Genomic DNA, 12,924 nt, shown 5'->3' with positions numbered 1-12,924 from the left:
ACGCCCGTCCCGCCGCCGGCGCAGCGCCTGTCGTGGCGGGACAAGCTCGGTCGACTGGACACCAGGTACACGCCGTACCTGATCATCGCGCCGTTCTTCGTGGTGTTCGGGATCTTCGGGCTCTACCCGCTGCTGTTCACCGCCTGGGTGTCGCTGCACGAGTGGCAGCTCATCGAGGGCGACCAGGGCTTCACCGGCCTGGACAACTACACCGAGCTGCTGTCGGACAAGAACTTCTGGAACGCGCTGGGCAACACGGTCAGCCTGTTCCTGCTCTCCACCGTCCCGCAGCTGTTCGCCGCCCTCGGCCTGGCCGCCCTGCTGGACCGCGGCCTGCGCGGCCGGGCGTTCTGGCGGGCGGGCGTGCTGCTGCCCAACGTCATCTCGGTGGCCGCGGTGGCGCTGGTGTTCGCGCAGCTGTTCGGCCGCGACTTCGGCATCGTCAACGCCCTGCTCGGCCTGGTCGGCGTCGACCCGGTCGACTGGCGCGCGCAGACGTGGGCCTCGCACCTCGCCATCAGCTCGATGGTGATGTGGCGGTGGACCGGCTACAACGCGCTGATCTACCTGGCCGCGATGCAGTCCGTGCCGAAGGACATGTACGAGTCGGCGATGCTCGACGGGGCCTCGCGGTGGCGGGTGTTCTGGTCGATCACCGTGCCGAGCATCCGGCCGACGATCCTGTTCACCGTCATCGTGTCGACCATCGGCGGCATGCAGCTGTTCGTCGAGCCGCAGCTGTTCGACCCGGGCGGCACGGCGACCGGCACCGGCGGCGACGACCGCCAGTTCCAGACCTTGGTGATGTACCTGTACGAGAAGGGCTTCCGGCTGTTCGACGCCGGCTACTCGTCGGCCATCGCGTGGGTGCTGTTCCTGTTGATCCTGGTGGTCGCGGTCGTGAACTTCACGGTGGCGCGGCGGATCGCGTCGAAGGGGTGAGGCACGTGAAGACCAAGCGCCTCACGAAGGCCGGGCCGTTCGCCTACGCGGTGCTGGTGGTGGTCCTGCTCGCGTCGGTGTTCCCGCTGTACTACTCGTTCCTGATCGCGAGCAAGGACAACTCCGCGCTGGGCGACGCGGTGCCGTCCCTGGTGCCCGGCGGGAACCTGCTGGAGAACCTGACCAGGGTGTTCGACACCGTCGACTTCTGGCTCGCCATGCAGAACTCGATGGTGGTCGCGGGCACGGTGGCGATCAGCAACGTCGTGCTCGGCACGCTCGCCGGGTTCGCGTTCGCGCGGCTGCGGTTCCGCGGCGGCAACACGCTGTTCCTGGTCGTCGTCGGCACGTCGATGGTGCCGACGCAGCTCGGCGTCATCCCGCTGTACATGCTGATGTCCGACCTCGACTGGTACGGCACCCTCCAGGCGGTGATCGTGCCGGCGCTGATCGGCGCGTTCTCCGTGTTCTGGATGCGGCAGGCGTGCGAGGAGTCGGTTCCGTACGAGCTGATCGAGGCGGCTCGGGTGGACGGCTGCTCGGTGCTCAAGACGTTCTGGCACGTGGCGTTCCCGGCCGTCCGACCACAGGCGGCGGTCATGGGCATGTTCACGTTCATGACGGCGTGGAACGACTTCTTCTGGCCGTTGATCGTGCTCGACCCGAACGACAGCCCGACCGTGCAGGTGGCACTGTCGACGCTGGCGAGCGGTTACTACACCGACTACTCGCTCATGCTCTCCGGCGCGTCGCTCGCGGTGCTGCCGGTCGTGGGGATCTTCATCCTGCTGGCCCGCCAGATCGTCGGCGGGATCATGCAGGGTGCCGTGAAGGGGTGAACTTCCGATGACGACAACCGACCCGGACACCGCGGTCGGGCGGGACCTGCTGCGCTTCCCACCGGATTTCCTGTGGGGAGCCGCGACGGCGTCCTTCCAGATCGAGGGTGCGACCACTGTGGACGGTCGCGGACCGTCCATTTGGGACACGTTCGCGGCCAGGCCGGGGGCCGTCCTCGGCGGCGACACCGGCGACCCGGCGTGCGACCACTACCACCGCTACGCCTCCGACGTCGACCTGATGGCGGAGCTGGGGCTCGGCGCGTACCGGTTCTCCCTGGCGTGGCCGCGCATCCAGCCGCTCGGCTCGGGCCGGGTCGAGCCGCGGGGGCTCGCGTTCTACGACCGGCTGGTGGACGAGCTGCTGGGTCGGGACATCCAGCCCGTGGTCACGCTGTACCACTGGGACCTCCCGCAGGCGCTGGAGGACGAGGGCGGGTGGCGCAACCGCGACACCGCCTACCGGTTCGCGGAGTACGCGGCGCTGGCGCACGAGCACCTGGGCGACCGGGTCCGCCTGTGGACCACGTTGAACGAGCCGTGGTGCTCGGCGTTCCTCGGCTACGCCAACGGCATCCACGCGCCCGGCGTGGTCGACCCGAAGGCGTCGCTGGAGGCCGCGCACCACCTCATGCTCGGGCATGGCCTGGCCACGCAGGTCATGCGCGACCAGGCGCCGGCCGACCACGAGTTCTCCATCGTGCTGAACTTCTGCTCGGTGTGGGTGGACGACGACGCGTCCCTCGACGCCGCGCGCAAGGTCGACGGCCTGCAGAACCGGCTGTTCCTCGACCCGCTCGGCGGGCGCGGGTACCCGCGGGACGTCGTCGAGGACACCGCGTGGCTGGGCGACTGGACGTCCGTGGTGCGCGAGGGCGACCTCGACGTCATCGCGACGCCGATCGACTGGATGGGCGTGAACTACTACAGCCCGACCCGCGTGGCCGCCGCCGACGACCCGCTGGTGGTGAGCGGCGGGCCGTTCCCCGGCCTGCGCGGCGTGGAGTTCCTGCCGCCGCGCGGCGAGGTGACCGGGTTCGGCTGGGAGGTCGACGCGCGCGGGCTCACGGAGCTGCTGGAACGCCTCCAGCGCGACGTCGGCCTGCCGCTGGTGATCACCGAGAACGGCTCGGCGTTCCCCGACGTGGTCGAGGACGGGCAGGTGGTGGACGAGGCGCGGACCCGGTACCTGGTCGACCACTTGCGCGCGGTGCACGAGGCGATCGCGGCCGGGGTGGACGTGCGCGGGTACTTCGCGTGGTCGCTGCTCGACAACTTCGAGTGGGCGGCGGGGTACAGCCAGCGGTTCGGCATCGTGCACGTCGACTACGACACGCAGGTGCGGACGGTGAAGCGCAGCGGCCGCACGCTGGCGAGGGTGATCGGCGCCAACGCCGTCCCGGCGGAGGGCTTCGAGCTCCCGTGACCCGTCGGTCGGGGGCCGCATGTCGCCGCGGCGGCCCCCGCCCGACGCCCGGGCGCCACGTCGGGGGCTAAGCCGACTCGCGCCGCACCAGCACCGTCGGCAGCACCTCGCGCCGGGCCCGGATCGACTCGCCGCGCAGCAGTCGGAGCAGGTGGGTCACCATGTGCCGCACCTGGGCGCTGGTGTCCTGCTGCACGCTCGTCAACGACGGCGTGGTGTGCGGCGCGATCATCGGGTGGTCGTCGAACCCGACCACCGCGACGTCCTGCGGCACCCGCTTCCCGGCCTCCCGCAACGCGTCCAGCGCGCCCGCCGCCATGTGGTCGGACGCCACGAACGCCGCGTCGAGGTCGGGCACGCGGGCCAGCAGGGCCTCCATCGCGCGCCGCCCGCCCTCGCGCGAGAAGCCGCCGTCCTCCGTCATCAGCGCGGTCATCTCGTCGTCCGCGCCGACCGCCGTGCGCCACCCGGCCAGCCGGTCCATCGCCGAGTGCTCGTCCAGCGGACCCGTCACCGAGACGATCTTCTTGCGGCCCAACGACATCAGGTGCTCGGTGGCGAGCAGCCCGCCGCCCTCGTTGTCGTGGTCCACGGTGTGCAGCCCGCGCAGCGAGCCCCACGGCCGGCCCGCGTACACGACGGGCAGCGGCAGCTTGCGGGCCACCGTCGGCAGCTGGTCGCCCTTGTGCGGCGCGAACAGCAACGCGCCGTCCACGTGCCCGCCCGCCATGAACCGCTCGGCGCGCGCCTGGTCCTGCGGCGAGTGCACCAGCATGAGCACCATCTGCACGTCCGCGTCGGCCAGCGACCGTGCCGCCGAACGGATCAGCCAGGCGAAGTGCGGGTCGTCGAAGATCTTCGGCTCGGGCTCGGAGAAGACCACCGCCACCGCGCCGGAACGCCGGGTCACGAGCGCCCGCGCCGCCTGGTTCGGCTGGTAGCCCAACTCCATCACCGCCGCCGTCACGGCCTCGTGCGCCTCCGGGCTCACCCGGGGGGACGCGTTGAGCACCCGCGACGCCGTCGCACGGGAAACGCCAGCCTTCGCCGCAACGTCCTCCAGCGTGGGCCGTGCGCTTGAGTGCGATTGAACGGACACGAGCACCACTCCTCGACGTTCGCCTACCCGGCCAGCTTAGCCGGAGGCGACCTGTCGGGAAGCGCTCTCAGGACGACCCGCGACGGCGTCTCGCGGACCGCCTGCCTCGACCGACACGCGCAGCAAGCCGTCCTCCCGCCGCACCGACGTCGCCAGGCCCGCGCGGGCCGCGGTGCGGATCAGGCCGGTCTCGGAAGGCAGGCACCAGCCGACCAGCTCGCGGCGACCGTCCGCCCGCGCCGCCCGGGCCAGCGCGCCGAGCAGCGCGGTGCCCACGCCACGACCCTGCCACCCGTCCTCCACCAGCAACGACACCTCGGCGCTGTCCGGTGTGGACATCGGGATCAGCTGGCCCACGGCCACCACCCGGTCGGCGCACTGCGCCACCACCGTCGTGCCGCGCGGCGGGCTGAGCAGCCGGTGCAGCCACCGCCTCGGCACCGTCCGCATGCCCGTGTGGTAGCGGTGGAACAAGGTGCTCATGGAGCACCGCGAGTGCAGCTCGGCCACGGCCTCCTGGTCGCCCGCCCGGCCCGGCCGCAGCACCAGCGCCATGCCGTCGTCGGTCAGCAGCGCCGTCGGCTGCGCCGCAGCCACCCCGGCCGCCGCGACCAGGTCGATCAACGCCCGCGCCCGCGCCAGCTCCACCTGGGTGAACGGCGCCCAGCCGCGCCGGGTCGTGACGCCGGCCGCCGCGGCCCCGCGGGCGCCGGGCGGCGTCGTCGCGAAGGTGTGGGAGTTGGGGGTGTCGGGCGCGCGCGGGGAGTCCGCGGGGTGGGTGGTCGCCGCGTCGGCGCCCAGGACGGTGCGCAGGGCGTCGCCGAGGGCGGCCGGGTCGCGCAGGGCGGTGGCGGCCGCGCGCAGGGCGGCGGTCGGCGCGTCCACCAGGTCCCGCACGTCGGCCGCCGTGATGCCGACGCACCGGCCGCCCTCCGCGCGCACCGCGGCCACCAGGTCCGCGGGCAGCAGGCCGGGCGCGGCGCGGACCACCAGCTCGTCCAGCACGCCGCCCGGCACGGGGATGACGGACAGCGCCAGCACGTTGCAGTCCCGCTCCGCGAGCCGGATGGTCATCCGCGCCAAGGCGCCGGGACTGTCGTCCAGCTCGACGCGCAGCCGCCAGGTCTTCGGTGTGGTGTCCATGCGACCCAGGCTGCCCGCCGCACGTTGCCACGCGGGGACGTGGGCGTTTCGGTGGTGTTGAGCCCGCCGGGCGTCAGTCGTCGCAGTGCGGCGGCGGGAACAGGTTGAGCGGGCTGCACGGCCACTCGCTGTCCCGCGTCCGGGTCGTGGTGGTCGTCGCGGCCGGCGGCGCCTCGGTGGTCTGCGGCGGCGGGGGCGGCGGCGCGCTCGTCGTGGTCGTCGTGGTGGTCGTCTTGACCGTGGTCTTCGCGCCGGTCGGCGACGTCACCGCGTCCGTGCTCACGACGATCGACGTCGTGGTGGAACTGCTGGTGGACGGCCTGCCGGTGATCCACGTCGAGGCCGGGGTGTCGGCCTGCTGCTGGTCGTTCACCCCGTCGAGGTACACCCCGATGAGGACACCCGTCAGCGCCGACGCCGCGACGGCCAAGCCGCACGTGGCCCACAGCACCCGCACAGCATGCCTCCTAACAGAACGTACTTGTGGCGCAACGGTGAGCGGTGGAAACAGTACCGCCCTTCGGCCGGTCCTACCCGGCCCAGTGCACCTCGGCGGCCCCGGCCACCCGGCGCACCTCGTCGAGCACGGCTTTCCGCGCCCCCGCCGACAACGAGCGGAACGGCTCGACGGTGACGCACACCTTCGCCCCCTTCCGCTCCCGGGACCACACCCCGGCCATCATCCCGTCCACCATGACCACGGGGGATAACCATCCCTGGGGTCGGTACACCCGGTCAGGCGTCCCCCCGTCGAGGAAGTGGTGGGCGTGCCGGGTGGCGGCCACGACGTACTGGTCGAACGCCGGCAGCAGCCGCACGGTCCGCACCGGCTCCGCCTCGCGCAGCCCGGCGACGTCCTGCGCCCGCGCCCAGCACGACTCGCCCTCGACGTCCACGGGCTCGACCCGGTCGCCCAGCGCCTTCAGCACGCGGCCGCCCTCGGCCGGGCTCACGCCCCACCAGCGCGCGAAGTCCTCCCTGGTCGCCGGGCCCTGCCGGGCCAGCCACCGGAGCGCGACCTCCCCGACCGGGTCGGCCGGCACGTCCGCGCCGTCGAGGCCGAGCCACGTCCGCGGGCTGGTGAACCGGACGTACTGGCCCTCGCCGGGCCCGAACACCAGCCTGCCCTGGAACGACGCCGGCTTCAGGTACGCGCCCCAGCTCTCGCGCAGCTTCCCCCCGAGGTGCGCGGACGTCCTCGCGGCGACCGCGTCGGCCAGCTCGGCACGGGTCAGCAGCCGGTCCTCCAGCACCTCGCCCACGGCCTCCACCAGCGCGGACAGCTCCTCGGCGGTGATCTTGAACCCGCGCAGCCACACCGGCTTCAGGTAGTGCCGGTAGGTGGCGAACGCGGCCTGCCACAGCGGGTACCCGTCGGCCGGCAGCAGGTGCAGGGTGCCGCGCATCGACCACGTCTTGACCAGCGTGCGGTCGGTCCACAGGGCCTTCTCGACGGCGTCCTCGTCCAGCCCGTCCACCCGCGCGCGCAACGTCGCCGCGGCCGACGACATGAGCTGGGCGTGCAGCCCGCACAGCTCGGACACCACGTCGAGCGCCTCCGCCGCGGGCCTGCGGACGTCCAAACTGTGCCTGCGGGTGCGCCACGCCGCCACCTGCCGCCACGTCACCGTCACTCGCGATCCCACCGGGACTCCAGGGCGGCCACTCGCCGCTCGACCTCCGCCGCGCCCCACGAGCGCGCCAGGACCAGGCCCGCCCCGGACAGCCCGGCGACGAGCACCGCGCCGGTCATGTGCCAGGTGGGTGCGTCACCCGTGCAGGTGAAAACCTCGGTGAACCGCTCCGCGGAGCACGTCACGAAGGGCACGGAGGCCAGCCCGACGCTGGTCGCGGCGACCCCGCCGAGCAGGGCGGACCCGAACGTGCGCATCAGCGGGAACGCGGCGTTGGCCGCGCCGACGGCGGCGATCGCGAACAGCAGCGGCACGGGGTGCGGGAACGGCCCGAACGCGGCGCAGCCCAGCATGAGCGCGCACACGATCACCAGCCCGACCCGTTCACCCACGTGGCGACCCTAACAACGTCCGCGGGAGCCGTCAGAACTTCGTAATGAGGTTTCGCCCGCCGGAGGGTCTTCGGTTCGCCAGGGTTGACGCGTACGGGACGACTTCGGAGGGCGTGGCGATGTCCAAGCGGGTAGTGGTGGTCGGGGTTGCGTCGGTGCTGGTGGTGGCGCTGGCGATCGGGCTGTGGCTGTTCCAGCCGTGGCGGCTGGTCACCGACCGGACGGCCGACGAGGCGCTGCTGGTGCCGGTCTCGACCGGTCCGCTGCCGTCGGCGGAACGATCCGGGTCGGCCGCGCCGTCGGCGCCGGTCGCCACGACGACGCCCGCGGGGCCGGTCGCGCTGGCGGCGGGGCCGTTCCGCTCGCTCGACTACACGACGACGGGCAGCGCCACGCTGGTCCGGCTGCCCGGCGGCGGCCACGCCGTCCAGTTCGAGGCGTTGGACACGAGCGACGGGCCGGACCTCTACGTGTACCTCTCGGGGCACCCCGCGGATTCGGCCGAAGCGGTGTTCGGCTCCGGTTTCACGAACCTGGGGAAGTTGAAGGCGAACCGCGGCAACCAGGTCTACGAGGTGCCCGCCGGCACGGATCTCTCGGGCGTCCGCAGCGTCGTGATCTGGTGCGAGAGGTTTTCGGAGGGCTTCGGCGTAGCGCCGCTGGAACAGGGCTGACACGTCGGGGAAACACCGGGGGCAGTGGTCTGGGCCACGTAGCGCCTTTTCACCGTATTGACGTATCTGGTCTAGACCACCTAAAGTGATGGGTGCCACAACGTCCCTCGTTGGTGGGCGGGCGGATGCCCCACCGATGAGGAGCCGGCTCACTGGGGTGGGCCACCGTGGCGGCGGCGCGGTAAGCCTCTCTCTCCCCACACCGCGCCGCCGCTCACGGCCCTGATGCACACTGGGGGCGATGCTCACCCGGACCATCGCCATCCACTACGTCACGGCCGCGCTGCGGGGCGCCGTGCGGCGTGGTCACGACGTCGCGGACCTCCTCGCGCCGGCCGGCATCGGCGAGGCCCTGCTCGTCGACGAGCGCGCCAGGGTGACGCCCGCCCAGTACACGAAGCTCGTCCAGACGCTGTGGGAAGTGCTGGACGACGAGTTCCTGGGCCTGGCACCGCAGCCGAGCAAGCGGGGCACGTTCCCGACCATGTGCCTGCTCGCCGTGCACTGCGCCACGCTGGAGGACGCCCTGCGGCGCGGCCTCGCGTTCTACGCGCTGTTCGACGTGCGGCCCGCGATGGCGCTGGCCGAGCGGGACGGCGTCGCGTCGTTCACGCTGGCCGCGGCGGGCCTCGACGACCCGGACCGGTTCCTGGTGGAGTCGCTGCTGGTGCTGTGGCACCGGTTCTCGTCCTGGCTGATCGGCCGGCGCATCCCGTTGCGCGGGGTCGACCTGGCCTACCCGGAGCCGCCGCACGGCGCGGAGTACCACCTGATCTTCGGCGCGCCCCTGCGGTTCTCCGCGCCCACGACGACGTTGGCGTTCGACAGCCGGTTCCTGCGGATGCCGGTGGTGCAGGACGAGGCCGCGCTGCGGCGGTTCCTGCGGAACTCGCCCGCCGAGCTGCTGTCCCGGCGCGACTACGGCGCGGACGCGTCCAGCCAGGTGCGGCGGATGCTCGGGAGCGGCGTCGTGGGGCTGGAGAACGTCGCCGCGCGGCTCGGGGTGAGCGCGCCGACGTTGCGGCGCAAGCTCGCCGCCGAGGGCACGTCGTTCCGCGAGGTGCGGGAGCAGCTGCTGCGGGACCAGGCGGTGGCGAGCCTGGTCCGGGGCGGGGAGTCGGTGGAGGAACTGGCGCTGCGGCTCGGGTTCTCCGAGGCGAGCGCATTTCACCGGGCGTTCAAGCGGTGGACGGGCAGCAGCCCTGGTACGTACCGGAGCGGGACCGCAAGCTGACGTCGTCGGCCGTTCACGCCGGCAACTGCGTCCGAACGGCCGTGTCCGGCGAAAGTCCAACACGGTGGACTGACGTTGTGTAAATTTCCGCCAACCCCCTGCGGGAGTCCCCGTGTCCCCACGCCTCCGTCCGCGCGCCCTCGCCGCGGTCCTGGTGCTCGCCCTGGCGCCGGTGGCCCAGTCCCTGACCCCGGTCGCCCACGCCGCGCCACCCGGCGCGGCCGCCCAGCCACCCCCTGACGTCGTCGACCTGCCCGGCGTCGCCGTCGCGCCCGCCGTCGACCCCGCGCGCCGCATCGAGACGGCCCGCACCACCAGACCGGTCGCGCCGGGCGTCTCCCTCGACTCCTTCGACTGGTACGAGCCGGGCGGCGCGGGCGGGTGGATCCGCGGCGACGCCCTCACCGTCGACCTCACCTCCGGCACGCGGGTGGACTACCTGCACCCCGGCCACGTCAGCGCGGCCGAGCCGCTGTCCGCGCAGGCCAACCGCACCCGCGCGGTGGCCGCCGTGAACGGCGACTTCTTCGACATCAACAACTCGAACGCCCCGCTCGGCGTCGGCGTCCAGGACGGCCGCACGGTCAAGTCGCCCGTCGCCGGGCACCGGCGCGCGGTAGGCCTCGACGCGGCGGGCGTCGGCCGGGTCATGGAGGTGTTCTTCGAGGGCTCGGTGGTCCGCGCGGACGGCTCCACGATCCCGTTGGCGCAGCTCAACAGCGCCTCCGTGCAGGCGGGCGGCGTCGGCGTGTTCGACCCGGTGTGGGGTTCGTACAGCCGGGCGCGTGCGGTGACCGGCGCGCCCCGCGTCACCGAGGTCGTCGTGCGCGGCGACGTCGTGGCGGAGCTGCGCGGGCGGGCGGGCGACGACCCGATCCCCGCCGACGGCTACGTCCTCGTCGGCCGGGAGGCGGGCGCCGACGCGCTGGCCAGGCTCGCCGTCGGCGAGCGGATCACCGTGCGGCACACCACGAAGGCCGACGACGGCAGCGCCCTGCGCGCGGCCATCGGCGGCAACCAGCTGCTGATCAAGGACGGCGTGGTCGTCGCGCCGGACGACCCGCTGCACCCGCGCACGGCCGTCGGCTTCTCCGCGGACGGCAAGAAGATGTACCTGCTCACCGTGGACGGTCGGCAGGCGCCGTACCTGCTCGGGCTCAACCTCAAGGACGTCGCCGCGATCCTGAAGGAGATGGGCGCGCACAACGCGCTCAACCTCGACGGCGGCGGCTCGTCCACGCTGGTCGCCCGCACGCCGGGCGCCGAGTCGGTGGACGTGGAGAACAAGCCGTCCGACGGCGGGGAACGCCTGGTGCCCAACGGTCTCGCGCTGTACGCCCCGGAGGGCAGCGGCGACCTGACCGGCTTCTGGGTGCGCACGGCGATCGACCCGCGGTCCGCGCCCGGTGCGGACACCGTGCCGGGCGGCCACCCCGAGCGGGTGTTCCCCGGCCTCACCCGCCGCCTGGTGGCCCAGGGGCACGACGAGACGTACGGCCCGGTGGGCGAGGACGCGCACCAGTGGCAGACCCACCCCGCGAACGTCGGCCGCGTCGACGACGACGGCGTGTTCCGCGCCGAGCGGACCGGCACGACGACCGCCGTGGCACGGCGTGGCGGCGTGGCGGGGGAGATCGGGCTGACCGTCCTCGGCGAGCTGGCCGGGCTGTCCGCGACGACGTCCCGGCTCAGCCTCCCCGAGATCGGCGGCACGAGCGGGTTCGGCGTGGTCGGGCGGGACGGCGACGGCTTCACCGCGCCGGTCGAGCCCGCCGACGTGGCGCTGGAGTACGACCGCTCGGTGGTCGACATCGCGGCGGGGGAGGACGGCGCGCTGCGCGTCACCGCCCTGCGCCCCGGCTCCACCACCGTCGTGGCCCGCGTCGGGTCGCACGTGGTGCGCGTCCCGGTGACCGTGGGCCTGGAGGAGCGGTTGATCGCCGGGTTCGACGACGGCGCGTCGTGGACGTTCGGCTCGGCCCGCGGCTCCGGCTCGGTGGCCCCGGTCGCCGAGGGCCGCACCGGCGCCGGGCTGCGCATGACGTACGACTTCTCGAAGTCCACCGGCACCCGCACCGCGTACGCGATCCCGCCGCGGCCGATCGAGGTCGAGGGCCAGCCGCTGGCGCTGGGCGCGTGGGTCTACGGGCACGGCCGCGGCGAGTGGACGGCGTTCACCGTCACGGACGGGTCGGGGCTGAGCCGGTCGCTGTACGGCCCGTACATCACGTGGACGGGCTGGCGGTACCTCGAAGTGCCGGTGCCGAGCGGCCTCGCGTTCCCGTTGAAGGTCAACCGGTTCTACACGATCGAGACCAAGGCCGACCGCCAGTACACGGGCGAGGTGCTGGTGGACGACATCGTGGCCAAGGTGCCGCCCGCCGTGGAGCTGCCCGAGGCCGAGGAGACCGAGGACCGGCTGGTCGTGCGCGACGGCACGGTGGCCGACCGGCCGTGGCGGTTCGCGGTGATGTCCGACGCCCAGTTCGTCGCCCGCAACCCGGACAGCGACCTGGTCCGGGCGGCCCGGCGGACGTTGCGCGAGATCAAGGCGCAGCGGCCGGACTTCCTCGTCGTCAACGGCGACTTCGTCGACGAGGCGTCGCCCGCGGACCTGGCGCTGGCCCGCCGCGTCCTCACCGAGGAGCTGGGCGACGAGCTGCCCTGGTACTACGTGCCGGGCAACCACGAGATCATGGGTCCGGGCACGATCGAGAACTTCCGCCGCGAGTTCGGCGCCACCAACCGGGTCTTCGACCACAAGGGCACCCGGTTCGTGCTGCTCGACTCGTCCACCGGCACGCTGCGCGGCGGCGGGTTCGACCAGGCCGTGATGCTGCGGGAAGCGTTGCGGGACCACGGGTCCGTGCACTCGGTCGTCGTGATGGAGCACCACCCGCCGCGCGACCCGACGCCGACCAAGGGAAGTCAGCTGTCGGACCGGCTGGAGGCCGACGTGGTCGAGGACTGGCTGTCGGGCTTCCGCCGCGCCACCGGCAAGGGCGCGGCGTTCATCGGCGCGCACGTGGGCCTGTTCCACGCCTCGCGGGTGGACGGCGTGCCGTACCTGGTCAACGGCAACTCGGGCAAGGCGCCCGCGGGGTCGGCCGGCCGCGGCGGGTTCACCGGCTGGACCATGCTCGGCGTCGACCCGGCGGCCGGTGACGACTGGCTCGCCGCCGAGATCCGGCCCCACGTCGACGGGTTGGCGCTCGACGTGCCGCCGGTGGTGCGGATCGGCTCGCCCGGCGCCGTCACGGCGACGGTCACCCAGGCGGGCCGGCGGGTGCCGGTGGCCTACCCGGTGAGCGCCGACTGGTCCGCGTCGCTCGACGTGCACGTCGGCGCGGAGTCCGGGGTGCGGCCGTGGCACGTCGCGTGGCTCGACCCGGAGACGGGCGCGCTCACCGCGTTGCGGCCGGGCCGGGTGACGGTCGCGGTGACCGTGAACGGCGTGGCGCAACGCGCCGAGGTGACGACGGCCCTGCCCGAACGGGGTCGCGCCACCGCCTGATCCGACCGGCGAGGCCCCGGGGTTCAC

The 12,924-nt window shown here is 73.3% G+C and carries 11 protein-coding genes; 6 read left to right on the top strand and 5 right to left on the bottom strand.

Annotation, left to right across the window (positions count from 1 at the left end):
• Positions 1-27: 27 nt before the first annotated feature.
• From ACRAKH_RS26470 to ACRAKH_RS26460, 3 genes are read left to right on the top strand one after another with little or no spacing between them, the layout of a single operon-like run.
• Entirely contained in the window at positions 28-942 is a 915-nt protein-coding gene (locus ACRAKH_RS26470; RefSeq protein WP_380727328.1) for a carbohydrate ABC transporter permease, read from the top strand.
• 5 nt (positions 943-947) lie between these two features.
• Positions 948-1,781, top strand: coding sequence for a carbohydrate ABC transporter permease (locus tag ACRAKH_RS26465; protein ID WP_380727320.1), 834 nt, complete (start codon positions 948-950; stop codon positions 1,779-1,781).
• 7 nt (positions 1,782-1,788) lie between these two features.
• Complete coding sequence (locus ACRAKH_RS26460; protein WP_380727322.1) at positions 1,789-3,207, top strand: GH1 family beta-glucosidase; 1,419 nt, start codon at positions 1,789-1,791, stop codon at positions 3,205-3,207.
• A gap of 67 nt (positions 3,208-3,274) precedes the next feature.
• On the opposite strand, the gene ACRAKH_RS26455 is transcribed toward ACRAKH_RS26460, so the two are convergent.
• The 5 genes from ACRAKH_RS26455 to ACRAKH_RS26435 all read right to left on the bottom strand — a co-directional run bounded on the left by ACRAKH_RS26455 (position 3,275) and on the right by ACRAKH_RS26435 (position 7,475).
• Positions 3,275-4,306: a LacI family DNA-binding transcriptional regulator gene (locus tag ACRAKH_RS26455; protein ID WP_380727324.1), complete on the bottom strand. Its 1,032-nt coding sequence runs from the start codon at positions 4,304-4,306 to the stop codon at positions 3,275-3,277.
• Positions 4,307-4,342: 36 nt separating this feature from the next.
• A complete protein-coding gene (locus ACRAKH_RS26450; protein ID WP_447009361.1) occupies positions 4,343-5,449 on the bottom strand; it encodes a GNAT family N-acetyltransferase in 1,107 nt (368 codons plus the stop codon).
• Positions 5,450-5,522: 73 nt separating this feature from the next.
• Complete coding sequence (locus tag ACRAKH_RS26445) at positions 5,523-5,906, bottom strand: hypothetical protein (RefSeq protein ID WP_380727483.1); 384 nt, start codon at positions 5,904-5,906, stop codon at positions 5,523-5,525.
• A gap of 73 nt (positions 5,907-5,979) precedes the next feature.
• The gene (locus tag ACRAKH_RS26440; RefSeq protein ID WP_380727485.1) at positions 5,980-7,095 is read right to left on the bottom strand and encodes a winged helix DNA-binding domain-containing protein; all 1,116 of its coding nucleotides are present in this window, start codon (positions 7,093-7,095) and stop codon (positions 5,980-5,982) included.
• Positions 7,080-7,475: a hypothetical protein gene (locus ACRAKH_RS26435; protein WP_380727487.1), complete on the bottom strand. Its 396-nt coding sequence runs from the start codon at positions 7,473-7,475 to the stop codon at positions 7,080-7,082. The genes ACRAKH_RS26440 and ACRAKH_RS26435 overlap by 16 nt, the downstream gene beginning before the upstream one ends.
• Before the next feature lie 119 nt (positions 7,476-7,594).
• Between ACRAKH_RS26435 and ACRAKH_RS26430 the strand changes: the two genes are divergently transcribed.
• The 3 genes from ACRAKH_RS26430 (at position 7,595) to ACRAKH_RS26420 (ending at position 12,897) form a co-directional block, all read left to right on the top strand.
• The gene (locus ACRAKH_RS26430; protein WP_380727489.1) at positions 7,595-8,149 is read left to right on the top strand and encodes a DM13 domain-containing protein; all 555 of its coding nucleotides are present in this window, start codon (positions 7,595-7,597) and stop codon (positions 8,147-8,149) included.
• A 241-nt stretch (positions 8,150-8,390) separates the two neighbouring features.
• The gene (locus ACRAKH_RS26425) at positions 8,391-9,383 is read left to right on the top strand and encodes an AraC family transcriptional regulator (protein ID WP_380727491.1); all 993 of its coding nucleotides are present in this window, start codon (positions 8,391-8,393) and stop codon (positions 9,381-9,383) included.
• A 112-nt stretch (positions 9,384-9,495) separates the two neighbouring features.
• Positions 9,496-12,897: a phosphodiester glycosidase family protein gene (locus ACRAKH_RS26420; protein ID WP_380727493.1), complete on the top strand. Its 3,402-nt coding sequence runs from the start codon at positions 9,496-9,498 to the stop codon at positions 12,895-12,897.
• Positions 12,898-12,924 lie beyond the last annotated feature (27 nt).

This window comes from Saccharothrix hoggarensis (genome assembly GCF_052936025.1).
This window is presented reverse-complemented; position numbering and strand designations above follow the sequence as displayed.